This is a genomic window from Thermovenabulum sp., from assembly GCF_049723235.1.
In the GTDB taxonomy this organism is placed as follows: Bacteria; Bacillota; Thermosediminibacteria; order Thermosediminibacterales; family Thermosediminibacteraceae; genus Thermovenabulum.
Genome location: NZ_JBNARB010000021.1, coordinates 1 through 22,859, shown reverse-complemented (window position 1 = coordinate 22,859; position 22,859 = coordinate 1). Strand labels below are relative to the sequence as shown.

Annotated in this window: 25 protein-coding genes, 1 tRNA gene and 1 other RNA gene; 26 read left to right on the top strand and 1 reads right to left on the bottom strand. The window is 34.9% G+C overall.

The window, feature by feature from the left end; all coding sequences use genetic code 11:
• The first annotated feature begins 15 nt into the window (after positions 1 to 15).
• The 26 genes from prmA (at position 16) to ACPLOV_RS09690 (ending at position 22,337) form a co-directional block, all read left to right on the top strand.
• The gene (gene prmA, locus ACPLOV_RS09815) at positions 16 to 957 is read left to right on the top strand and encodes a 50S ribosomal protein L11 methyltransferase (protein ID WP_424908348.1); all 942 of its coding nucleotides are present in this window, start codon (positions 16 to 18) and stop codon (positions 955 to 957) included.
• A gap of 15 nt (positions 958 to 972) precedes the next feature.
• Complete coding sequence (locus ACPLOV_RS09810; RefSeq protein ID WP_424908347.1) at positions 973 to 1,725, top strand: RsmE family RNA methyltransferase; 753 nt, start codon at positions 973 to 975, stop codon at positions 1,723 to 1,725.
• A gap of 3 nt (positions 1,726 to 1,728) precedes the next feature.
• Positions 1,729 to 3,033 carry a tRNA (N(6)-L-threonylcarbamoyladenosine(37)-C(2))-methylthiotransferase MtaB gene (mtaB, locus tag ACPLOV_RS09805; RefSeq protein WP_424908346.1) on the top strand — a complete coding sequence of 435 codons (1,305 nt, stop codon included), beginning with the start codon at positions 1,729 to 1,731 and terminating at the stop codon, positions 3,031 to 3,033.
• A gap of 87 nt (positions 3,034 to 3,120) precedes the next feature.
• Positions 3,121 to 3,462 (top strand): histidine triad nucleotide-binding protein, encoded by a 342-nt coding sequence (locus ACPLOV_RS09800; RefSeq protein WP_424908345.1) that lies wholly within the window; start codon positions 3,121 to 3,123, stop codon positions 3,460 to 3,462.
• 50 nt (positions 3,463 to 3,512) lie between these two features.
• Positions 3,513 to 3,689, top strand: a complete 177-nt coding sequence (gene rpsU, locus ACPLOV_RS09795; RefSeq protein WP_068748869.1) for a 30S ribosomal protein S21 — start codon at positions 3,513 to 3,515, stop codon at positions 3,687 to 3,689.
• Positions 3,690 to 3,709: 20 nt separating this feature from the next.
• On the top strand, positions 3,710 to 4,153 hold the full coding sequence (locus ACPLOV_RS09790) for a GatB/YqeY domain-containing protein (RefSeq protein ID WP_424908344.1): 444 nt from the start codon (positions 3,710 to 3,712) through the stop codon (positions 4,151 to 4,153).
• Positions 4,154 to 4,283: 130 nt separating this feature from the next.
• Positions 4,284 to 4,556 carry a sporulation protein YqfC gene (yqfC, locus tag ACPLOV_RS09785; protein WP_424908343.1) on the top strand — a complete coding sequence of 91 codons (273 nt, stop codon included), beginning with the start codon at positions 4,284 to 4,286 and terminating at the stop codon, positions 4,554 to 4,556.
• 20 nt (positions 4,557 to 4,576) lie between these two features.
• Positions 4,577 to 5,758 carry a sporulation protein YqfD gene (gene yqfD, locus ACPLOV_RS09780; RefSeq protein ID WP_424911088.1) on the top strand — a complete coding sequence of 394 codons (1,182 nt, stop codon included), beginning with the start codon at positions 4,577 to 4,579 and terminating at the stop codon, positions 5,756 to 5,758.
• 19 nt (positions 5,759 to 5,777) lie between these two features.
• Complete coding sequence (locus tag ACPLOV_RS09775; RefSeq protein WP_424908341.1) at positions 5,778 to 6,755, top strand: PhoH family protein; 978 nt, start codon at positions 5,778 to 5,780, stop codon at positions 6,753 to 6,755.
• Positions 6,756 to 6,769: 14 nt separating this feature from the next.
• Complete coding sequence (locus tag ACPLOV_RS09770) at positions 6,770 to 8,893, top strand: HD family phosphohydrolase (protein ID WP_424911087.1); 2,124 nt, start codon at positions 6,770 to 6,772, stop codon at positions 8,891 to 8,893.
• Positions 8,853 to 9,344, top strand: a complete 492-nt coding sequence (gene ybeY, locus ACPLOV_RS09765) for an rRNA maturation RNase YbeY (RefSeq protein ID WP_424911086.1) — start codon at positions 8,853 to 8,855, stop codon at positions 9,342 to 9,344. Before ACPLOV_RS09770 ends, ybeY begins: the two co-directional genes overlap by 41 nt.
• Positions 9,341 to 9,709: a diacylglycerol kinase gene (locus tag ACPLOV_RS09760; RefSeq protein ID WP_424908338.1), complete on the top strand. Its 369-nt coding sequence runs from the start codon at positions 9,341 to 9,343 to the stop codon at positions 9,707 to 9,709. The genes ybeY and ACPLOV_RS09760 overlap by 4 nt, the downstream gene beginning before the upstream one ends.
• 27 nt (positions 9,710 to 9,736) lie before the next feature.
• A complete protein-coding gene (locus tag ACPLOV_RS09755) occupies positions 9,737 to 10,819 on the top strand; it encodes a DUF3048 domain-containing protein (protein WP_424911085.1) in 1,083 nt (360 codons plus the stop codon).
• Between the two features lie 21 nt (positions 10,820 to 10,840).
• Complete coding sequence (gene recO / locus ACPLOV_RS09750; protein ID WP_424911084.1) at positions 10,841 to 11,587, top strand: DNA repair protein RecO; 747 nt, start codon at positions 10,841 to 10,843, stop codon at positions 11,585 to 11,587.
• A 14-nt stretch (positions 11,588 to 11,601) separates the two neighbouring features.
• Positions 11,602 to 12,198, top strand: coding sequence for a stage II sporulation protein M (locus tag ACPLOV_RS09745; protein WP_424908335.1), 597 nt, complete (start codon positions 11,602 to 11,604; stop codon positions 12,196 to 12,198).
• 97 nt (positions 12,199 to 12,295) lie between these two features.
• Entirely contained in the window at positions 12,296 to 12,928 is a 633-nt protein-coding gene (locus ACPLOV_RS09740; RefSeq protein WP_424908363.1) for a helix-turn-helix transcriptional regulator, read from the top strand.
• Between the two features lies 1 nt (position 12,929).
• Positions 12,930 to 13,778, top strand: coding sequence for a pyruvate, water dikinase regulatory protein (locus ACPLOV_RS09735; RefSeq protein ID WP_424908334.1), 849 nt, complete (start codon positions 12,930 to 12,932; stop codon positions 13,776 to 13,778).
• Between the two features lie 102 nt (positions 13,779 to 13,880).
• The gene (locus ACPLOV_RS09730; RefSeq protein WP_424911094.1) at positions 13,881 to 14,885 is read left to right on the top strand and encodes a deoxyguanosinetriphosphate triphosphohydrolase; all 1,005 of its coding nucleotides are present in this window, start codon (positions 13,881 to 13,883) and stop codon (positions 14,883 to 14,885) included.
• Between the two features lie 180 nt (positions 14,886 to 15,065).
• Positions 15,066 to 16,910: a DNA primase gene (gene dnaG / locus ACPLOV_RS09725; protein WP_424911083.1), complete on the top strand. Its 1,845-nt coding sequence runs from the start codon at positions 15,066 to 15,068 to the stop codon at positions 16,908 to 16,910.
• On the top strand, positions 16,911 to 18,104 hold the full coding sequence (gene rpoD, locus ACPLOV_RS09720; RefSeq protein WP_424908332.1) for an RNA polymerase sigma factor RpoD: 1,194 nt from the start codon (positions 16,911 to 16,913) through the stop codon (positions 18,102 to 18,104).
• A gap of 59 nt (positions 18,105 to 18,163) precedes the next feature.
• Positions 18,164 to 18,877: a tRNA (adenine(22)-N(1))-methyltransferase gene (locus tag ACPLOV_RS09715; RefSeq protein WP_424911082.1), complete on the top strand. Its 714-nt coding sequence runs from the start codon at positions 18,164 to 18,166 to the stop codon at positions 18,875 to 18,877.
• The gene (locus ACPLOV_RS09710; RefSeq protein ID WP_424910020.1) at positions 18,852 to 19,964 is read left to right on the top strand and encodes a Nif3-like dinuclear metal center hexameric protein; all 1,113 of its coding nucleotides are present in this window, start codon (positions 18,852 to 18,854) and stop codon (positions 19,962 to 19,964) included. Before ACPLOV_RS09715 ends, ACPLOV_RS09710 begins: the two co-directional genes overlap by 26 nt.
• Before the next feature lie 60 nt (positions 19,965 to 20,024).
• On the top strand, positions 20,025 to 20,735 hold the full coding sequence (locus ACPLOV_RS09705; RefSeq protein ID WP_424910021.1) for a zinc ribbon domain-containing protein: 711 nt from the start codon (positions 20,025 to 20,027) through the stop codon (positions 20,733 to 20,735).
• Positions 20,736 to 20,780: 45 nt separating this feature from the next.
• Positions 20,781 to 21,212, top strand: a complete 432-nt coding sequence (locus ACPLOV_RS09700; RefSeq protein WP_424910022.1) for a ribonuclease HI family protein — start codon at positions 20,781 to 20,783, stop codon at positions 21,210 to 21,212.
• Between the two features lie 40 nt (positions 21,213 to 21,252).
• Positions 21,253 to 21,596: RNase P RNA component class A (gene rnpB / locus ACPLOV_RS09695), an RNA gene on the top strand.
• A gap of 225 nt (positions 21,597 to 21,821) precedes the next feature.
• Positions 21,822 to 22,337 carry a DUF6512 family protein gene (locus tag ACPLOV_RS09690; protein ID WP_424911081.1) on the top strand — a complete coding sequence of 172 codons (516 nt, stop codon included), beginning with the start codon at positions 21,822 to 21,824 and terminating at the stop codon, positions 22,335 to 22,337.
• 332 nt (positions 22,338 to 22,669) lie between these two features.
• Here the strand turns inward: ACPLOV_RS09690 and ACPLOV_RS09685 are convergent.
• A tRNA-Thr gene (locus ACPLOV_RS09685) sits at positions 22,670 to 22,745 on the bottom strand.
• Positions 22,746 to 22,859: the final 114 nt, after the last annotated feature.

The following is a 22,859-nucleotide window of genomic DNA, read 5'->3' as shown; positions in this document are numbered from 1 at the left end:
TTAAGGAGGAAAAGAATGGATTGGATAGAAATTAAAGTGGATACCACCACCGAGGCTGTGGAGGCTATAACGGGAATATTTTACGAAAAAGGTGCTCAGGGTGTGGTTATAGAAGATCCGAAGGATTTTCTACGTCCAAAAGAAGATGGGGATTGGGACTACATGGAGGTCCCCGAAGGTCTGGATTTTGAAAAAGCGGTAGTAACGGCATATTTACCCGAAAAGGAAGGAATCTACGATATAATAAGTGAGATTGAAAACAAAATTAAAAAACTTCCGGAATACGGTTTGAATATCGGAACCGGTAAAATTACGATAAATTCCGTTTCCGATACCGACTGGGCGAATGAATGGAAAAAATATTATGATATATTGCATATAGGTAAAAAAATTGTTATAAAACCTTCATGGAAGGAATATTTTAAAAAAGAGGAAGAAGTGGTAATAGAATTAGATCCGGGAATGGCTTTCGGTACCGGAACTCATGAAACAACTGTAATGTGTTTGGAATTTATAGAAAAATATATAAAGGATGGTTTTCAAGTAATTGATTTTGGATGCGGTTCCGGGATACTCTCCATAGCCTCGGCTAAATTGGGAGCTAACAGGGTATTTGCTATCGACAAAGATGAAGTGGCGGTTAAGGTAACCAAAGAGAATGTAGATAGGAATGGGCTAAATCACATTATAGAAGTAAAAGCGGCAGATACACTTGATATTATAAAGGAGAAAGTTGATTTAATTGTATCTAATATCATAGCTGATGTAATAATAAAAGTGTCAGATAAGGCGGCATTTTTACTTAAAGAAAAAGGGATATTCATTGCATCCGGAATCGTAAAAGATAAAAAGGAAAAAGTAAAACAAGCAGTAATAGAAAAAGGGTTTATCCTGCTTGAGGAACAGGTAAAGGGAGATTGGGTAGCACTGGTTTTTATGAAAAACGCTGATCAATAAAAGGGGGTGACTATAATGCCCCTGTTTTTTATAAAAGAAACTCCTATCGCAGGGAAGGTTATAAAGATTACCGGGGAAGATGCACACCATATTTCAAAAGTATTGAGGTACAAAAAAGGTGATATTATTGAAGTATCTAATGGCAATTACTATTCAGGAGAAGGGATTATAGAGGAGATAGATAATAAAAACAATGTAATTAAGATAAAAATAATTAAAGAAGAAAAGGATGAATCAGGTTTTACGGAAATTACGTTGTTTCAAGCAATACCCAAAGGTCAAAAGTTTGATCTTATTGTTCAAAAAAATGTAGAAATCGGTGTGAAGAGAATAGTACCGGTTTTTACTAAAAGAATTATTCCCAGATATGAAGAAGAGAAAATATCAGATAAAATTGAAAGATGGAATAAAATAGCAATGGAAGCAGCTAAACAGTGCAAAAGAAAGGATATTCCCTTTGTGGAAAAACCTTTGAATTTTCAACAGCTACAGGAGAAAATAAAAATCTTTGATTTTTTTTTAGTCCCATGGGAAAATGAAAAAAGTTTAACTTTGAAACAAGTAATAAATGACATAAAAAAAGGAGAAGTCCATAAAATCGCCATTTTTATAGGCCCCGAGGGTGGTTTTGATGAAGAGGAAATAAAAAATTGTATAGAAAAAGGAGCGATACCTTTAACGCTCGGCAAAAGAATATTAAGAACAGAGACGGCAGGCTTTGTGGTAAGTACAATTTTGATGTACGAACTTGCAGATTTGGGAGGTTAATGAATGCCAAAAGTTGCCTTTTATACCTTAGGATGCAAGGTAAATCAGGCTGAAACGGAAGCCATGATGGAACTTTTCAGAGAAAAGAATTATAATATAGTAGATTTCGATGAAATCGCCGATATTTATGTAATAAACACCTGTGCGGTTACCAATGAAAGTGAAAGGAAATCCCGCCAAATTATAAGGAGGGCTATAAGGAATAACCCCCTTGCGGTAATAGCAGTCGTAGGTTGCTATTCCCAGCTTGCAGCGGAGGAAATTATGAAGATCCAGGGGGTAGATGTGGTAATAGGTACCAGAGACAGAAAAAAAATTGTAGAACTGGTTGAAAAAGCCCTGTTCGATAATGAAAAAGTAGTCAGGGTAAGCAATATAATGGAAGTTAGATCCTTTGAAGAAATTGCTTTTAGAGGTTACAGGCAAAAAACAAGGGCTTTTTTAAAAATTCAGGAAGGATGTAATTTGTTTTGTTCTTACTGTATTATTCCCTATGCCCGGGGCCCTATAAGAAGCAGGAAGATGGAAAGTATTATAAAAGAGGCGCAGGAGCTTGCCAAAGACGGATTTAAGGAAGTAGTTTTGACCGGAATTCATTTAGGGCTTTACGGGGAAGACTTTAAAAAAGATCCAAATCTTTTAGATGTAGTAAAGGAAATTTCTAAAATACCGGGTATAGAGAGAATACGATTGAGTTCTATCGAAATCTTTGAGATTGACAGGGATTTTATTCTGGAGGTTTCTAAACTGAAAAACTTCTGCAGACATTTTCATATACCATTGCAGAGCGGCAGTAATGAGATTTTAAGAAAAATGAATAGACGTTATACAACTGAGGAATTTTTAAATAAAATAGAAATAATACGCACATATATGCCGGATGTGGCTATTACCACCGATGTTATTACTGGATTTCCGGGAGAAAAAGATGAAAATTTCAAAGAAACATTGGAATTTATTAAAAAGGTGGGATTCAGTAAACTCCACGTTTTCAAATTTTCACCTAAAAAAGGAACCCCCGCTTATGAAATGAAAGAACAAATACCCGAAAGGATAAAAGAAGAAAGAAGCAAGATATTAATAGACCTAAGCCATCAATTGGAAAAAGATTTCAGGGAAAAATTTAAAGGGAAAATACTCAGGGTTTTGTTTGAGGAGGAAACAAAAGAAAATTTATACGAGGGTTTTACGGATAATTATATACGCGTTGCTGCTTTTTCCGGGGAAAATCTTCATAATAAAATTTACAGTGTGTTGTTAAAAGAAAACGGCAAGGAATTTATTTTCGGAGAAGTAATTTCCAGATAAAAAATTTTGTTTTAAGCAGGAAATTTATAATTTTTGTGGAATAAAAAAATAATAGCCTTGCGATTTTTTAAAAAGGAGGTGGAAGATTTGGAATGTATATTTTGTAAAATAATCAAAAAAGAGATCCCCAGCAATATCGTTTATGAAGATGATAACATCATTGCTTTTAAAGATATAAATCCTCAAGCCCCCGTCCATCTCCTTGTGGTTCCTAAAAAGCATATTCCAAATTTATTGGAAATTGAAGAAAAAGATAGTTTTCTTATATTGGAAATAACAAGAGTAATAAAGGAATTAGCAAAAACATACAATATCGATGATAGAGGATTTAGAGTAGTAATAAACACGGGTGATGAGGGTGGCCAAACGGTACACCATCTCCACTTCCATTTGCTGGGCGGTAGGTTCATGACATGGCCTCCAGGATAATATATGATGGCCTTTAATTTTTCTCACGTTAAGCGGAGGGAGGGAAGTTCATGACAGAAGTGCGCATTGGTGAAAATGAATCGCTGGACAGTGCATTGAAGCGTTTTAAGCGCGAATGCCAGAAAGCCGGTGTTCTCTCTGAATTAAGGAAAAGAGAGCACTACGAAAAGCCCAGCGTAAGAAGAAAGAAGAAATCTGAAGCAGCACGCCGCAGAAAATTTAAGTAGTTTTTGAGGAGGTATAAAATTTGTCTATAAAGGATGTTTTAACAGAAGACATGAAAAGGGCATTGAAAGAAGGCGAGAAGGAAAAACTTTCGGTAATAAGGATGGCAAGAGCAGCAATATTAAATGAAGAAAAAGACAGATTGCACGAACTTGACGATAGTGAAGTAATTGAAGTATTGTCTAGAGAAGTAAAAAAACTAAGGGAAAATAAAGAAGAGTATGAGCGCCTTAATAGACCCGATGTAGCAGCCCAGTTAGAAAGAGAAATTGACATCCTTTTAAGTTACCTCCCTCAGCAGCTGACCGAGGAAGAAATAGAGGAAATTGCTCGGCAAGTTATTTACGAAATAGGTGCTAATAGCATCAAAGATATGGGAAGGGTAATGACTGCCATCATGCCTAAGGTAAAAGGTCGGGCAGATGGCAGGGTGGTAAATCAAATAGTTAAAAAATTATTGGGATAACATTTATTTTATGAAAGCTATAACCCTGCAGAAAAAAACTGCAGGGTTTTTTAATTCTGTAATTTTCTCTTCACAAAAAGAATAAATTTAAAAAATAAGGAACAAAAAATTGGATAAAGAAGGGAAAAGCATGAATTATAACGAGTTTATGGAAAAACTTGCCGATAAGCTGGATTTGCCCAAGGACGTACTCATAAATTTGCCTGTTATTACCCTGACCGGAAACATAGTGTTAAATGTGGAAAACTTTAAAGGGATAGTAAGGTATGAAGACAATTCGGTAGTGTTGAATAGCTCAATTGGCGAAATAGAAATCTTTGGAGAAAATCTGTTTATAAAATATCTGGTTTCTGATGAAGTAAGGATAGAAGGGAAAATAAAAAAAATAATCATTAAAGATTGATGAATTAAGGGGGATCCCCGGTGATTTTTTTCAAATTATGGAATTGTTTCGGCGGTTATGTTATTATTAAAGCAAAGGGAGAGTATGTGGAAAGGCTGTTAAATCAAGCTTCTATAAATAATATATTTCTTTGGGACATAAAAAAGATTAATGAATGGGAATTAGAGGCTAAAGTAGATGTAAAGAGCTATTTTAAACTGGTAAAATTATCAAAGAAGGTCAAATGTAAAATAATAGTTGTAAAAAAAGTGGGATTTTATTTTTTAATGTCCAATCTTAAAAAAAGAAAAATTTTTCTACTGGGTATAGCAATTTTTATTTTATTGATGTACGCCTTGTCTTCTTTTATCTGGGTGGTTCAGATAAATGTAAATAACGACGAACTTAAACAGAAAATTGAAAAAGACCTTCAGGAATGGGGTTTAAAGCCCGGTATAAACAAATACAATATTGACAAAAAATACGTTATTGATAAAATACTTTTAAACTATAATAATATTTCATGGGTGGAAATTTATTTTAAAGGGACGAGAGCTATAGTGGAAATAGTACCTAAGGGGCCGGCTCCATCCCTGAAAGAAAAGAGCCCGTGTAATATAGTTGCTTCAAAGGATGGTGTAGTTGAGGAAATCCTCGCGTTAAATGGAGAAGCTAAGGTAAAACCTCATGATTTTGTGAGAAAGGGAGACATCCTTATTTCGGGGAATATTAATCTCGGGGAAGGGAAGGGAGAACTGCTGGTTCCCGCTGAAGGTATTGTCAAAGCCAGGGTGTGGTATGAACGTTCAGTAAAAGTTCCCCTTATAAAGGTTAAAAAGGAATATACCGGCAGGGAAAGAAAAATTTTAAGGTTGCAAGTAAAAGGTAATGAGATGTATATATATTTTAGTAATAGGGAGTTTAAAAAATACGAAGAAACTCTTTTAAAGAGAATTACCCTTTTGCCCGAAGCCTTTGGAAATTTAAAATGTGATTTGGTTTTAATTAAAGAATATGATGAAAAAAAAGAATTTTTTGGGGTTGAGCAGGCAAAGAAAGAAGCAAAAGAAATGCTTGAAAAAGAGATTGAGGAATTGTCAAAAGCCGGAGAAATTGCGAGAAATAATATGGTGTTTATCCTGGATAATGACAGCAATGCCGTAATTGGAATTTTAAATTTAGAGCTTATAGAAGACATAGGGCAAAAGGAAGCAATAAAATAATTTGAGGAGGAATGTTTTTTTGGGTAAAAATTTGGCACAGGCAAGGTTTACCATTGACAATTTTCAAAATATGTTAAGTCTTTTTGGGAACAGGGATGAGAATATTAAATTCATCGAAAAAGAATTTAATGTTAGGGTAGTGACGAGAGATGGGGAAATAACAATTTTAGGTGAAAAGGAAGATGTATTTTCTGCAGAAAAACTCCTATCCAACCTGTTAAATATAATAAAAAATGGCAATTATATTACCTTTGCTGACATTAAATACTTTTCAAAACTTGCAAAAGAGGGGCAGGAAGAGAAAATAAAAGACTTGTTTGACGATATAATTTGTGTTACCCACAGAGGAAAATATATAAAACCTAAAACCTTAGGGCAAAAACTTTATGTTAATGCTATAAAGAAAAATGATATTGTATTTTGTATAGGTCCTGCAGGTACAGGGAAAACTTATTTAGCAATGGCTATGGCAATTACCGCCTTAAAGGAAAAAGAGGTAGGTAGAATTATATTAACAAGGCCTGCTGTAGAAGCGGGAGAAAAGCTTGGTTTTTTACCGGGTGATTTGCAGGAAAAGGTAGATCCGTATCTCAGGCCTTTATACGATGCATTGTATGATATTATGGGAATAGAGACCTTTCAAAGGTATATGGAAAAAGGCATAATAGAAGTGGCACCTTTGGCTTATATGAGAGGGAGAACTCTCGATGATTCTTTTATAATTCTGGATGAGGCGCAAAATACCACTGCCGAACAAATGAAAATGTTCTTAACCCGATTGGGATTCGGGTCAAAGGCGGTAATCACCGGGGATATTACTCAGGTAGACCTTCCCAAGGGCGTTGATTCAGGTCTGGAGGTTGTGCAGCAAATTCTTAAGGGAATTGAAGGTATTGAGTTTATATATCTTAATGATAGGGATATAGTAAGGCACGAAGTCGTCCAGAGGATAATAAAAGCTTACGAAAAGTATGAGGGGAGTAAAAAGCTTTTATAGGGAGCTGAGATTAAGTGTCTTTAGATTTAAAGCGAGACAATCGCCGGGTTATAATAAAAATCAAATTATTGCAGAACAATAAGATACAGAAAATTTTATTAGGCTTGATCTTCTTTTTATCGGTAACTTCACTGGTAATTACAAATGCACTACCCAAAAAATACGACTTAAAAGTCGGGGATGTATTACAGGAGGATATTATTGCCGAAAAAGAAGCCATAGACACTATTGCTACCAAGAAACTTCAGGAGGCTGCAGCGGAATCGGTCCCTCAAAAATATACCTTGGACCAGACGGTGGTAAAAGAGGTAAAAGCACAGCTTACAGAACTGTTTGACAACGTCAGGGAAATACGATCAAAAGATTATTTAGATATTAAAGAAAAGGCAAAAATTTTAAAGGATAATATTTCTCTTTCATTATCCAATGAATCCTATTTAACTTTTTTAAATATGGACATGGTACAGTTAAAGGAACTGGAAACTATAACCAAAGCGGTTATAGAAACCGTAATGGACAGCGGTATCAAGGACGATTCGATTGATAGAGCAAAGGCCTTTGTTATAGAAGAATTTAAAAAGGTGAATCTCCCTCAAAATGTAAAATCCCTGGGAATGGAAATCGCAATTAGTGTAATAAAACCAAACATGGTCCTTGATCGAGAAGCTACAGAAAAAGGAATTAAAATGGCTATGGAAGCCGTCGAACCTGTAAAAATATCAAAAGGACAAGTCCTTATTGAAAAAGGAAAACCCGTTACTGCTGAACAATTGGCCCTTCTTAAAGAACTTGGACTTCTGGCACAGGATAATAGAGTAAATTTAACAATAATATCCGGCATTTCCCTATTAGTATTAATACTCGAACTGATTCTGGGCTATTATGTTTATTTTTATTTCAGGAATTACTATGATAATAATATTGACCTTTTACTTCTAACAATAGTAATTTTTTCTACCTTAGCTTTATCGGTTATTTTTAAACATATATCGCCTTTTCTACTTCCATTAGCGGCCGGTGGCATGCTCATTACAGTTTTATTAAATCCTCAGATTGCTCTTGTTTCCTTATTTGTAATGAGCATAATAACGGGAATAATGATGGGAAATGAATTTTCCTATTCCGTGATGAGCGTCCTCGGAGGAATAATAGGGATACTATTTACCTCCAAGATTTCCCAAAGGCCGGATTTGACCAAAGCCGGAGGCATTGTGGGACTGGTGAACTCCCTTGTTATTTTATGCGTTGGGCTTTTAGATCATCTTCCCTGGATTGAAATGGCAAGAAATGCTTTCTGGGGCATGCTGGCAGGTATACTTTCTTCAATACTGACAGTAGGAACATTACCCTTTTTCGAGAATGCTTTTGGTGTAACCACATCGGTAAGATTGCTGGAACTTTCAAATCCAAATCAACCCTTGCTAAGAAAACTGCTTGTTGAAGCGCCTGGAACGTACCACCATTCAATAATTGTGGGGAATTTAGCTGAGGCGGCTGCCGAAGCGGTGGGAGGAGATTCCCTTCTTGCGCGCGTTGGAGCCACCTATCATGATATTGGTAAATTAAAAAGACCATATTTTTTCATCGAAAATCAATTTGCTCAGGAAAATCCTCATGATAAACTTAACCCATCTTTGAGCGCTTTAATTATAGTTTCACATATAAAAGATGGATTGGAATTGGCGAAACAATATAAATTACCCAGAATAATAATGGATTTTATAGCCCAGCATCACGGAACCTCTCTTTTGACCTACTTTTATAACAAGGCGCTTTCTCAGGAAAAAACCACCGAAGAAGTAAGTTTTCGATACGACGGTCCCAAACCGCAAACCAAAGAAATTGCAATAATAATGCTTGCCGATTCGGTAGAAGCAGCTGTCCGTTCAATGAACAAACCTACTCCCGGGAAAATCGATGGTTTAATCCGACAAATTATTAAAGAAAAATTAGCCGATGGGCAGTTAGATGAAAGCAATTTAACCTTAAAAGATCTGGATAAAATTGCCAATGCTTTTTCAAAGGTATTAACGGGCATCTTTCATAATAGAATTGAATATCCGGAAAAGGTAAAGGAATTGGAAAGGAAGGGGAAATATGTCAACGGTGATAATAAACAATCTGCAGGATGCAATTGAAATTGGAGAAGAAACGGAAGAAATCATTAAAAAAGTAGTAATGAAGGCATTAGAAATTCATGGGGAGAACTGTGTAGAAGTAAGCGTGGTACTGGTAGATAACGAATATATAATGGAATTAAATAGAATTTATAGGGGAAAAGATGAGCCAACGGATGTGCTTTCGTTTGCTATGCGTGAAGGTGAGGAAGAAATTGAAGGTGAAATAGGAGAAGGATTGGGAGAAAATGAGCTTCTCGGTGATATTATTATTTCCTGTGAAAAAGCCAAATCCCAGGCAGAGGAATACGGACATTCATTTCAGAGAGAAATGGGATATCTTGCGGTGCACGGAATCCTTCATCTTTTGGGATACGATCATGAGACGGAAGAAGAAAAGCAAGAAATGAGGTCAAAAGAGGAAGAAGTGCTGTCATCCATCGGTTTGGTTAGAGAGGATAATTTAAAATGAAAAAGTCCAGGAATATATTTGAAAGTTTTTATTACGCTTTTAGCGGATTAATCTTTGCCTTCAGAACCCAGAGGAATATTCGCATTCATTTTTTTATTGCAATATTTGTCATTATTATTTCCCGGTATTTAAATCTTTCAAATTTTGAACTTTTAGCGGTAATTTTATCTATTACCCTGGTGATAGCCGCAGAAATGATAAATACGGCAATTGAGGCTACCATCGACCTTGTTACGAAAAACTATCATCCCCTTGCCCGTATTGCAAAAAATGTAGCCGCGGGAGCGGTGCTTATTACTGCTATAAATGCTATTGTGGTAGCTTTTTTTGTATTTTTCCCCAAAATTCAAAAGATTATATTTTAATAAAAATAATTGCAGGGGAGATTTTATATGTGGTTTAAAAAACCTGTTATTTTATTCATTTTGTTTCTCATTTTGATTGGTATAGTGTTAAACGCTTGCGGCAGTAACAGTGGAAATGTAAAAAATAATGGTGAAAATAATACCTTACCAGCCAATGAGATTCCTTCCGAGAATAACAAAAGTACACCGGAAGAAAAAATAATTAATCCTTTGACGGGACTTATGGTGCCCAAAAATAGTTTATTAAAAAGACCTTTTGCTGTGGTAATTGAAAATGAAAAAAAATCAAGGCCTCAATCGGGTCTTTATAAAGCAGATGTTGTTTATGAAGTACTGGCAGAAGGCGGGATAACCCGTTTTCTTGCTCTGTATTTAAGCTTTGACCCTGAAAAAGATTTAGAAATCGGTCCTGTAAGGAGCGCAAGACCCTACCTTATAGAATTTGCTAAAAATTACGGTGCGGTATTTGTTCATTATGGGGGAAGTCCCCAGGCGTATAGCTATTTTAAAGAAGACAAAAAGTTCCCTCATATTGATGGTATTTACGATAATGTTACTTTTTATAGGAAAAAAGAAAGACCTGCACCTCATAATGCATATACCTCTATGGATAAACTTGTAAGTACTGCAAACAGGTTAAATTTATATAAAGATGTGGACACTAAACCCTTCGAATTTTCTGATGAAGAATCGGATATTATAAACGATTTTCAAACTGCAGAAAAGGTAGAAATTCCTTACAACAGTAGTTATAAAGTCACTTATATTTTTGATAAAAAAGAAGGGATTTATAGAAGGTTTATGAACGAAAATCTTCATGCAGATAAAAATACTAATAATCCTATAACGACAAAGAACCTTTTAATTTTATACATGAATACTAAGGTAATAGATAAAGAGGGACGACTCACAATTGAAACTTACGGTTCTGGCAATGGGTTTTATATTTTTGACGGGAAATGTGTTAAGATATTATGGGAAAGAAAAGAGAATGGAAATTTAAAATTACTTTCACTGGACAAAAAGAATATTAAATTGAGAAAGGGTAATATCTGGATTCAGGTAGTACCTCAGAATACAAAAATAAAATTTGATAGTAATAACAATTAAAAGCTAAAAGGAGTTTATAAAATGGCTCTATACAAAACGGAAGGAGTTGTTTTAAACCATAGAGAGCTCGGAGAATCGGATAAAATATTGACCCTGTATACTTTGGAAAAAGGTAAAATACATGTGGTGGCAAAAGGGGTAAGAAGACCGCGGAACTCATTGATTGCAGGAACTTTAATCTTTTCTCACAGCAATTTTCTGGTTGCAGAAGGAAGAAATCTGGATATCATTATTCAATCGGAAGTTATTAATTCTCATTCAAAAATAAGGGCTGATTTAAAAAAAATGGCGTACGGTGCTTATTTCAGCGAGCTTTTAAGGATTTCAACCCCGGAAAGAAATAAAAATGAAAAACTATACCATTTTTTTTTAAAAACCATAAATTTTGTGGAACGATTCGATGAACTGGATGTTTTAGCAAGGTGTTTTGAAGTAAAATTGTTATCTATTCAAGGTTATACACCCAATTTGAGCCAGTGTGTAGTTTGTGGCAAGGATAAATCTGCCAGTTTTTATTTGAGTTCATTATTTGGCGGCTTGCTTTGCGAAAGCTGTTTTGAAAAGGATAAAAACAGTAAAATTTTAAGCAGACAATCTATTTCCATTATATTAACCCTGCTATACTCTCCTATGGAAAAAGTGCAATTACTTAAAATCGACGGCAAAATACTTAAAGAAATGGAAAATGCGCTAATAAATTTTATTTCAACTATATTCGATAAGGATATAAAAACGTATAAGTTTTTGGATGCTGTAAGGAATTTATGAAGAAGGAGGTTAATATGGAACCAATTTTAAATTCATTTAAAGACAAAAAAGGATACATAATTTTTTCCATTTTACTTTTTGCCGCAGGAGCAGTAATTGGATATTTTGCTTTTAAGCAAGATCCGGAATTCATACTGTCTAATTTAAATAATTTAATGGGCAATATAATTAATATCGGTAAACAAATTATGGGTAAAAAGAAGTTATATGCTATAGGTTTAATATTTCAAAACAATGTAAAAGCACTGCTTTTAATGATGTTTGGCGGGATATTTTTAGGAATTATTCCATTAATAGGAATGATATTTAATGGTTTATTAATAGGAATAATGCTGGCTATGGTTTTTTATGAAGGAAAGACTCTTGCATTTTTTCTTGCAACCTTGCTTCCCCATGGGATATTAGAACTTCCGGTTATTATTTTGGGTGCGTCCTTTGGTTTAAAAACCGGTTTTGAAATCATTATTCCCAATAAAAATAAGAACAGAATGGAAAACTTAAAAGAAAATTTAACAAAGTCCGTTTTATCTATGGGAGTACTGGTTCCTTTACTTTACATAGCTGCCGTAATCGAAACATTGATTACTCCGTATTTTGCAAAATTGTTCTAAATGGAAAATAAGATAAATTTTCCTTTAACTCTTTCATAAATGTGCTATACTAAAAATTAATATTACCGCATAAATATTTGGAAGGGAGTGAAGTTCGATAGAATTAACTCCAAGACAATTACAAATTATTGATATAGTTAAGGAGAACGAGCCTATTACCAGTGAAGAAATAGCTGAAAAACTAAATATTTCCCGCGCGGCTTTGAGACCCGATCTATCAATATTGACAATGGCAGGAATTTTAGAAGCAAGGCCAAGAGTAGGATACTTTTATGCGGGAAAACACACAAAGAACCTTATTGCTGAAAAAATACGGGAGATAAAAGTAAATGATATTAAATCGGTGCCCGTAGTCGTGAGAGAAGATGCATCGGTATACGACGCGATTGTAACATTATTTGTTGAAGATGTTGGTACTCTATTCGTCGTTCATGATGACGGAAGCCTTGCTGGGGTTATTTCAAGAAAAGACCTTTTAAAAATTGCCATAGGAAATGCTGATATAAGACAGATTCCTGTAAGTGTGATTATGACAAGAATGCCCAATTTGATCACGTGTACTCCTGAAGAATCTGCATATGATGCGGCAAGAAAAATAGTAGTTCATCAGGTAGATGCGCTTCCTGTAGTTAAAACAGAAGAAATCAACGGGAAAATAAAGTATAAAGTGATAGGGCGGATAACAAAGACGATTATTACGAAACTTTTTGTAGAACTGGGTACCATTTGATTTGAAGGAGGGATTCAAAATAAATAAAGGGGCAAATCCAATTATATTTGCAGTATCTGATTCTATTGGAGAGACGGCTGAACTCGCTGCGCGCGCAGCGACGGTACAGTTTGATTCTGGTAATATTGAAATTATTAGGTTTCCTTATGTAACGGATTTGGAGTATGCCAGTGAAGTGATTCAGGAAGCGAAAAAACATGAGAGCTGTGCTATAGTTTGTACAATTGTATTGCCCGAAGTTAGGGAATACCTTATTGAAAAAGCAAGGGAAAACAATATTCCATTAGTTGATATTATGGGTCCTCTTATTGATACCATAGGCAGAATAACACCTTTAAAGCCCAAATTGGAGCCCGGTTTAGCCAGGCGTGTAGACGAGGAGTATTTCAAAAAAGTAGAAGCTGTAGAGTTTGCCGTAAAATACGATGATGGTAAAGATCCCAGAGGATTAGCTAAAGCGGATGTGGTACTAATAGGAGTATCCAGGACTTCAAAAACCCCATTAGCAATGTATCTTGCACATAAAAGAATAAAGGTTGCTAATTTACCTCTCGTGCCTGAGGTAAGTCCTCCGGAGGAATTGTTCGAAGTCTCTCCTAAAAAAATAATAGGGCTCACTATAAATCCTCAAAAGCTTTATGAAATCAGAAAAGAAAGATTAAAAGCTTTGGGGTTAAACGGTGAAGCAACTTATGCCAGTATGGAAAGGATTTTAAAAGAATTAGAATATGCCGATGAGATAATGAAAAAGATAGGATGTCCTAAAATTGATGTTTCAAATAAAGCTGTGGAAGAAACTGCAGCTAAGATAATTGAGATAATAAAGAAAAATGAAGAACAAATTTTATGAAAGAGAAATAATTCTAAAATTTTAAGAGGCCTATGAGCCTCTTTTTTCGTACAAACAAAAGTAATGGCAAAAAGGAGGAACATATCAATGAGAGAATTTACGCTGAATCTGAGGGAAATAACCGAAGAGAAAGAAGAAATGAATCTATCCCAATATGCATGTAAGAGCAAATATTCAAAGGGAAGGATGTTTCCTGAAGATAAATGCCTGGTAAGGACTGATTTTCAGAGGGATAGAGACAGGATACTTCATTCGAAAGCCTTTCGCCGGTTAAAGCATAAAACTCAGGTTTTCATCTCTCCGGAAGGAGATCACTTTAGAACCCGATTGACTCATACCTTAGAGGTTTCTCAGATAGCTCGGACTATTGCAAGGGCTTTGAGGTTAAACGAAGACTTAACGGAAGCAATAGCCTTAGGGCATGACCTGGGGCATACCCCCTTCGGTCACACGGGTGAAAAGGTCCTTAATGAATTGATGCCCGGCGGTTTCAGGCATGAGGAACAAAGTTTAAGGATCGTGGATAAACTGGAACAGGGACGAGGGTTGAATCTTACCTTTGAAGTAAGAGACGGAATATTAAATCATACGAGCAGGGGAAATCCTGCCACTTTGGAAGCACAAGTTGTGAGGATTTCCGATTGGATTGCATATATTAATCACGATATTGACGATGCTTTAAGAGCAGGAATATTAAAGGAAGAAGACCTTCCCCGGTGGCCAATAGAAATACTGGGAGAAAAACATAGAAAAAGAATAGATACAATGATAAAGGATATTATAATAGAAAGCCTGGATAAACCTTTTATTAAAATGAGCGAGGAAGTGTATAAAGCTACTTATACTTTGAGGGAGTTTATGTTTGAAAGAGTATATATTGGCTCTAAAGCAAAATCCCAGGAAGAAAAGGCTCAGCGGATGCTTGAACTGATGTATAAATATTTCGTTAACAATGTCGAGAAACTTCCCGATGAGTATAAAAAAATTGTAGAAAAAGAAGGGAAGGAAAGAGGAGTTTGCGATTATATTGCCGGAATGACTGATAGTTTTGCTATATACAAATTCAGGGAAATATTTTTACCATCTTCGTGGCCTATAAAAAGTTAAATATGGGTTAAGTTTATATTAAAAATTTTTGATTCTGATAAATAAAGAAGGAATATTTAATATTAATGTAGAATATTCATTTATGAAAAATGGGAGATTTATTTATTATTATTTTTTTCGCTGCAGGACTCCTCTTAAAATATTTTTGGAGGAGTTTTTTTGAATTAGGCAGGTGTAAGGATGGGTTTATTTTCCGAGGATGTTATTAAAGAGGTACAAAGCAGGGTAGACATAGTGGATTTAGTATCGGATTATGTCAAATTAAAAAAAAGTGGAGAAAATTATGTAGCTCTATGTCCTTTTCATAGCGAGAAAACTCCCTCTTTTACCGTCAGTCCTAAAAAACAACTATTTTACTGTTTCGGATGCGGAACGGGTGGAAATGTTTTTACTTTTGTTATGAAGAAAGAAAACTTGAATTTTCCCGAGGCAGTTCGATTTCTTGCTGAAAAGTACGGTCTGGAGATAAGAGAATATGACGACGGTATAAGCGGTTCCTTCAGATTGAAAAGAGAAATTTATAACATAAATAAAATTGCTGCAGATTTTTATCATGATGTATTGCTTACTAAATATGAGGGAGAGAAAGCTAAGGATTACTTGAAATCCAGGGGGATTAATATACAAACAATCGAAGAGTTTACGCTGGGATACGCACCATCTAACTGGGATAGCCTTTACAACTTTTTGGTAAAGAAAGGCATAACCCCTGAACTTATTGTTCAGGCTGGACTAATTATACCGGGTAGGGTTAAAGGTTCGTATTTCGATAGGTTCAGAGATAGAATTATTTTTCCAATAAAAGATATATACGGACATATAGTAGGATTTGGAGGCAGGGTAATTGGAGAGGGAGAGCCCAAATATTTAAATTCTCCCGATACACCGGTTTTTAGTAAAGGATCAATACTTTATGGTTTAGATAAAATTAAAAAAGAAGAAGGAAATGGAATATTGCTTGTAGAAGGATATATGGACGTAATAAGTCTTTTTCAATCAGGATTCAAAAAAGCTGCGGCATCCTTAGGCACTTCTCTTACGGAAACCCAGGCAAAGCTTTTAAAAAAATATACGGATGAAGTAATTATTTCCTATGACATGGATTTAGCCGGAAGAAACGCAACACTGAGGGGACTTGAAATTTTAAAAAAGGAAGGATTTAATATAAGGATTTTAACACTTCCGGAAGGTAAAGATCCGGATGAATTTATCCAAAAATACGGGCGGGAAGAGTTCGAAAGGGAGCTTCATAATTCAAAGAGCATTATCGAATATCTAATAAAACTGGAAGCAGAAAAATTAGATTTAAATAACAGCACTGACAGGTTAAAATTCATAAAAAAGGCTGTGCAGCTCCTTTCGGAAGTAGAGGACGAAGTGCAAAGAAATTTTTATATAGATAAGCTTTACAAAGATTATGAGATTCCAAAAAATATTTTAATGAAAGCTTTATCAGGCAAGAATACGGAAAATATTCCAGAGATTGGCTTAAAGTATAAAAATAGCCAATTTAGAAATAATAATAAAGAACTGTTAAGGAAACATTCACCAGTTAAATCATTAAACGATGGCATCTACATGGCTGAAAGGGAATTTCTTAAAATTCTTCTAAATGATCCCGAAACCTGTAAAAAAGAAGCTATAAAGCTCTTACCCATATACTTTCTTTATAAAAATCACAGGGAAATATTTAATGTCATAATGGATCTTGTAAAAAATGGCGAAGTCTTATCCCAGGAGAAAATATTTTTAGCACTAAGCGATAAACAGGAAATTGCTTCTGATATGGCTAAGTTATTGATGGAAAGTGAATCTGTTAAGAAGGAGGAAAATGTTGAAAAATTGGTGTTAAAAATAAAGAAAAATTATCTGAGGTTTGCAATGAAACAATTAAAAGAAAGGATTAAAAAAGCAGAAACCATAGGTGAGTATAATACGGTATTGAACCTGCTCAATTACTACCAAAAATTAAGAAAAGAAATGGAATCATTAAATGAGAAGTTTACAGAGAAAGGGGGAATGTAAATGGCAAAAGAAAAAGTAGAAAACAACAAAGCTGAGTACAATGAAGAATCAAATGCTATTGAAAATAGCAGCGATGTTTCAAACAAAGTAAAAGGAGAATCGAAAGCAAAGGAAAAAAAGGATGATAGAATCAAAGCTGTAAAAGAACTAATTGATAAAGGAAAAAAAGCAGGGGTATTAAGCTATAAAGAAATAATGGATACGCTAAGCGAGTTTGAAGATTTAGATTCCGAAGCTATTGATAAAATATATGAATCCTTTGAAGAGCTGGGAATTGAAGTAGTTAATGATGCGGATGAATTATCAGAATCTTTGATTGAGGACCTGCCGGAAGATGAATTGGATATTTCTATCCCTGAAGGGATTGCAATAGATGACCCGGTAAGAATGTATCTTAAAGAAATTGGCAAAATACCATTGTTAACTCCTGAAGAAGAAATAGAATTAGCAAAACGCATAGAAAAAGGCGATAAAGAAGCAAAAAGAAGGTTAGCAGAGGCGAATTTAAGGCTTGTGGTTAGCATAGCAAAAAGGTATGTGGGCAGGGGAATGCTTTTTCTGGACCTCATTCAGGAAGGCAATTTAGGTCTTATGAAAGCAGTAGAAAAATTCGACTACAGAAAAGGGTATAAATTCAGCACCTATGCTACCTGGTGGATAAGACAAGCCATAACCCGTGCAATTGCCGATCAGGCAAGAACAATTAGAATTCCCGTGCATATGGTTGAAACCATTAACAAACTGGTAAGAGTATCCAGGCAACTTTTACAGGAATTGGGCAGAGATCCTACTCCTGAGGAAATTGCGGAAGAAATGGAAATGCCCGTAGAAAAGGTTAGAGAAATCATGAAAATAGCTCAGGAGCCTGTTTCGCTTGAAACTCCTATTGGCGAGGAAGAAGATAGCCACTTAGGCGATTTTATCCCCGATGAAGAAGCTCAGGCTCCGGCTGATGCAGCTGCTTTTCAACTTCTTCGTGAACAACTGGAGGATGTACTGGAAACTTTAACTCCAAGGGAAGAAAAGGTGTTAAGGTTAAGGTTTGGACTCGATGATGGAAAACCGAGGACATTGGAAGAAGTAGGGCAGGTTTTTGGAGTCACCAGGGAAAGAATACGCCAGATTGAAGCAAAGGCTTTGAGAAAATTAAGACACCCAAGTAGGAGTAAAAAACTAAAGGATTTCCTTGAATGATAAGAAGGGGATAGTTCCCCTTTTTTTGTTAAAATCCGTACAAAATTAAAGGAGAAAATATGAAGGATATTTATTTAAGCGAAAGATTAAAAAAAATTGCAGAAATAATACCTTCAAATTCTATAGTTGCAGATATAGGTACGGATCATGCATATCTTCCAATTTTTCTGGTAAAGAATAAAATTTCTCCCCGGGTCATCGCGGTAGAGGCCAAAAAGGGGCCTTATGAAAGAGCACTAAAGAACGTTTTTTACTACCAATGCGAAGGAAAAATTGAAGTAAGGCTGGGGCAGGGACTAAAAACCATTCTTCCAGAAGAAATTGATGTAGCGGTTATTGCGGGTATGGGAGGAGAAACCATAAAGAAAATTTTAGTTGAATCAAAGGAAAAATTGGAGGTTATACCAGGTTTTATTCTTCAACCCATGAAAAACCTTTGTGAGCTAAGAAGGTTTTTATTGGAAAATCGATTCGTATTTAAAGATGAACTGGTTATAAAAGAAGGAAAAAGATTTTATGAAATATGGGTAGTGACAAAAAGTAAAGATATGGAATTTAGTTTTGATGATGTGGATATCCTGATAGGACCGATTTTAAAAAATAAAAGAGAAGAGATAGTAAAAGAGTATTTAAAAGACAGAATCGATAGATTGCAGGAAAATTATAGATTTAGCGCTAAAGGCAAAGATAAAGTAAAACAGGAAGAAATACTAAAGAAACTAAAAATTTTAACGGAGGTTTTAAAAGATGCCTTCTTGTGCCACGATTATTAATATATTAGAAAAACTTGCTCCTAAAAACTTGGCATTTGATTGGGACAATACGGGAATTCAGATAGGTGATTACAATAAAGAAGTAAAAAAAATATTAATTGCCCTTTCGGTAACGGAAGATGTGGTGGAATACGCTTATCAAAAGGACTTTGATATGGTGGTTGCGCATCATCCTTTAATTTTTAAACCTCTAAGGAATGTCAGGAAAGATCAACTCTTGGGAAAAATTATTTATAAAGCGATAAAGAAGGACATAACAATATACTCCGCCCATACAAATCTTGATGTGGCCGAAGAAGGTGTAAACGATATTTTGGCGCATTTACTGGGTCTGGAAAGAATAGAAATATTAAAAGAAACCTACACGGAGCCGTTAAAAAAGATTGTTGTTTTTGTTCCCGAAGGATATGAAGATAATATCGTTGAAGCAATGGGTAATGCAGGGGCAGGATTCATAGGGAAATACAGCAACTGCTCTTTTAAGGTAAAAGGAGAAGGTACCTTTAAGCCCGAAGAAGGGGCAAATCCCTTTATCGGCAAAAAGGGAAAATTAGAAAAAGTGAATGAATTTCGGATTGAAACAATCGCTCCTGAAAATAAAGTGAAAGGAGTAATTAATGCGGTTTTAAAAGTGCATCCCTATGAAGAAGTGGCCTATGATGTATATCCCATGGATAAGGAAGGGAAAAAATACGGTATTGGAAGAATAGGATTTCTAAAACAAGAAATGTCCTTAGAGGAATTTGCCCGGCTGGTAAAAGATAAATTAGACCTTTCAGCAATTAAAGTAGTAGGAGAGCTGAATAAAAAAGTAAAGAAAATAGCTGTATGCGGAGGTGCGGGCTCTGACCTTATCGGTACGGCCATTTTTAAAAATGCCGATGTCTTTGTTACCGGGGATGTAAAATATCACGATGCTCTGGATGCTTTTATGCACGGTATAGCTGTAATTGATGCGGGACATTCGGCTACAGAAAAAATAGTCTTAAATAAAATAAAAGAATATATAGAAAAGTCTCTCGATGAGATTAATCAGGAGGCTTATATTGAGGTTTATATGGAAAAGGAAATATTTAAGTACTTGTGAAAGAGAATGGGGAAATACCTATTCTCTTTTTTTGATTTATAAAGAAAAAGGAGGATTTTTATGTTAAAAGAGATGGAACTTTTATGGGAACTTCAGCAAATAGAAAAAGAAGAAAAAAAATTAATAGAAGCCTATAACGTTCTTGTGAAAAACACCGAACTGAAGAATCTGTATCAAATTATTTTATTGGAAATGAAAGAATACGAAAGATTAGAAAACACTTTAAAGGATAAAAGGGAAAAACAAACGCAAATTGAAAAAGAAATCAAGGAAATTGAAAAAAAATATATTGAAAATGAAAGCTTCTTGTACAGTGGTAAGATCAAAAATTATAAAGAAATGGAAATGTTATCGGATAATCTTAAAAAGCTAAAAGATGTAAAAGCAGAAAAGGAAGAAATTTTATTAAGGTATATGGAGGAAGTTTATCAATTGGAAAATTTAATAAAGCAAATTTCAAATAAAATCAGAAAAATGCAAAAAGAATATAAAGAAATTAGATTGAAAAATAATGAGGATATTGATAAAATAAAAAAAGAAATTGAAAAATTAAGGGATTGTAAACTTACTCTCGCGGAAAAAATAAAACCCGAATTGTTGACCATTTATAAAAAAATTAAACTTACAAAAACCGATCCTGTAGCCAAGGTAGTGGATTTTAAATGCAGTGGTTGCAATACAATTCTGTCATTTGCTAAAATACAGGAGGTGAGCCAACACACTCTGCCGGTATATTGTGAAAGTTGCGGACGATTAATTTTTGCTGAATAATCATGTAATAATTTATTTCAATTAATAGAAAGATTGGGAGGTATTATGAAGAAGTTAACATTGTACACAGATGGAGCATCCCGGGGTAATCCGGGGGATGCGGGAATTGGAATTGTAATTATTGATGAAGAAGGAAATGTAGTTAAAGAAATCAGCGATTATATCGGACAGACTACAAACAATATTGCAGAGTATAAAGCTTTGATTGCAGGATTGAAGGAAGCTCTTGAAATGGAATGTGAAGAAGTAAATGTTTTTACCGACAGCGAACTCATGGTAAAACAAATCCAGGGGGAATATCAAGTAAAAAACGAAGGTTTAAAGCCCCTTTACAAAGAGGTATTTGAGTTGATAAAGGAATTTAAAAAATTTTCTATCTGTCATGTAAGAAGAGAAATGAATAAAAGAGCAGATGAGCTGGCTAATGAGGGAATTGACCTTGCCTTAAGCGAGGATGAAATAGAAGTGGACTTTTAGGTTGACATAAAATTGTTCCCGTGATAAAATAAATAAGCTGTGAGTAGGTCGGATGGTCGCGGATGTTTTTCATCCGAGGAAAGTCCGAGCTCCACAGGGCAGGGTGCTGGGTAATACCCAGTGAGGGCGACCTCAAGGAAAGTGCAACAGAAATATACCGCCTAACGTTTAACCGTTAGGTAAGGGTGGAAAGGTGAGGTAAGAGCTCACCAGCACACTGGCGACAGTGTGGCTCTGTAAACCCCACCCGGAGCAAGACCAAATAGGGGAGCAATGTGGTGGCCCGCCACGCTCCCGGGTAAGGTCGCTGGAGGTGTCAGGCAACTGACGCCCTAGATAGATGACCATCCAAGACAGAACTCGGCTTATAGACCTGCTCATAGTTCTTAAATAAAATTTTGTTAAAAAAGAGATGAAATTTTTTCATCTCTTTTTTTATTATCCATGAAATGCCGTTAAAGCTAAATCTTAAGAAAAATTTCCTTTAATTTAGGTCCCCTTGATATATCTGCCTTTATTTAGTGTAACCAAAAAACGAAATAATAGTAATATTAAGAAATTTACATTATAATTAAGATTAGTATAACAAAATTAAAAGGGGAGCATGATATGAACATTTTTTTAAAAGCTTTTATTTTTCTTGTTATCTTCAGCGGTTTACATTTTGGTTATGAGCTGACAAAATGGGAGTTTTTAAAACCTATATGTGGCATTAATGAATCGGTTTTTCAACATTTAAAAATGGCTTTTTGGGCTTATTTTTTTGTATGTATTATCGAATATTATTTTTTCAGGAATTACATAAGAAAAAAGGATTCTTTTTGGTATTCCCGGTTTTTATCTTCGGTCACAGTACCGTGGATTATTTTTTTAGTATGGTATTTTATAGCTGCCGTATATGGTAAGGTAGAGCCACTCTTATTAGAGATATTGTTGGCTTTAATCGAGAGTTTTATGGGAGGAATAATAGCAGGAATAATTGAGAAAAACATCGAAAAAATTCATTTCACCTTTGGCTTTAAAATTGCGGTTTTACTCTTATTTTTTATTTCGGGGTTTTTATATGTACGGTTTACATATAAACTACCCTGGATAGATTTATTTACTGAGCCTAATAGTTTATAAAAAATGTTGAATATTTTTTAAACCTTGCCCAATATATGCGCACAGATCATGACAACTATATTACTTTCTTAACAGAAGGCTATAATTCGCCTACAGATATTAAAGGATAGATTATTATATTTGGGACAATGATGATGATCCTTAGCGAGTTATATGAAGGAAAGTTAATTGCAAGTTTAAATAATAAAATTCTGGGAAACGGTTTGAGAATAAGTATATCATTGGTGAGATTATGTGTAATTTTTAAGGCATAGCAAAATATTAACATAAGAGCAAATAAAACGGCTTGGGATAATTTTCCATTCTCCCAAGCCTTAATTTTATTGCCTTTCTGGAGCTGATGGAGGGATTCGAACCCTCGACCTGCGCATTACGAGTGCGCTGCTCTGCCGGCTGAGCTACATCAGCAAATTACAAATAATATTTTATAGATTTTAGCTGAAATAGTCAATAAAAAATTAATATCCACTGAAGTTATGATATAATTTTCCAGAAAGTACAAGTACTGTTAATTACAACCTC

Bases quoted from the DNA above. Each gene is read 5' to 3' on its own strand.
- ACPLOV_RS09710 (WP_424910020.1), top strand. From the start codon at position 18,852: ATGCCTTCTTGTGCCACGATTATTAATATATTAGAAAAACTTGCTCCT.
- yqfC (WP_424908343.1), top strand. From the start codon at position 4,284: ATGAATTATAACGAGTTTATGGAAAAACTTGCCGATAAGCTGGATTTG.
- ybeY (WP_424911086.1), top strand. From the start codon at position 8,853: ATGTCAACGGTGATAATAAACAATCTGCAGGATGCAATTGAAATTGGA.
- ACPLOV_RS09745 (WP_424908335.1), top strand. From the start codon at position 11,602: ATGGAACCAATTTTAAATTCATTTAAAGACAAAAAAGGATACATAATT.
- ACPLOV_RS09700 (WP_424910022.1), top strand. From the start codon at position 20,781: ATGAAGAAGTTAACATTGTACACAGATGGAGCATCCCGGGGTAATCCG.
- mtaB (WP_424908346.1), top strand. From the start codon at position 1,729: ATGCCAAAAGTTGCCTTTTATACCTTAGGATGCAAGGTAAATCAGGCT.
- rpoD (WP_424908332.1), top strand. From the start codon at position 16,911: ATGGCAAAAGAAAAAGTAGAAAACAACAAAGCTGAGTACAATGAAGAA.
- recO (WP_424911084.1), top strand. From the start codon at position 10,841: ATGGCTCTATACAAAACGGAAGGAGTTGTTTTAAACCATAGAGAGCTC.
- dnaG (WP_424911083.1), top strand. From the start codon at position 15,066: ATGGGTTTATTTTCCGAGGATGTTATTAAAGAGGTACAAAGCAGGGTA.
- ACPLOV_RS09755 (WP_424911085.1), top strand. From the start codon at position 9,737: ATGTGGTTTAAAAAACCTGTTATTTTATTCATTTTGTTTCTCATTTTG.
- ACPLOV_RS09715 (WP_424911082.1), top strand. From the start codon at position 18,164: ATGAAGGATATTTATTTAAGCGAAAGATTAAAAAAAATTGCAGAAATA.
- prmA (WP_424908348.1), top strand. From the start codon at position 16: ATGGATTGGATAGAAATTAAAGTGGATACCACCACCGAGGCTGTGGAG.
- ACPLOV_RS09760 (WP_424908338.1), top strand. From the start codon at position 9,341: ATGAAAAAGTCCAGGAATATATTTGAAAGTTTTTATTACGCTTTTAGC.
- ACPLOV_RS09690 (WP_424911081.1), top strand. From the start codon at position 21,822: ATGAACATTTTTTTAAAAGCTTTTATTTTTCTTGTTATCTTCAGCGGT.
- ACPLOV_RS09810 (WP_424908347.1), top strand. From the start codon at position 973: ATGCCCCTGTTTTTTATAAAAGAAACTCCTATCGCAGGGAAGGTTATA.
- ACPLOV_RS09705 (WP_424910021.1), top strand. From the start codon at position 20,025: ATGTTAAAAGAGATGGAACTTTTATGGGAACTTCAGCAAATAGAAAAA.
- rpsU (WP_068748869.1), top strand. From the start codon at position 3,513: ATGACAGAAGTGCGCATTGGTGAAAATGAATCGCTGGACAGTGCATTG.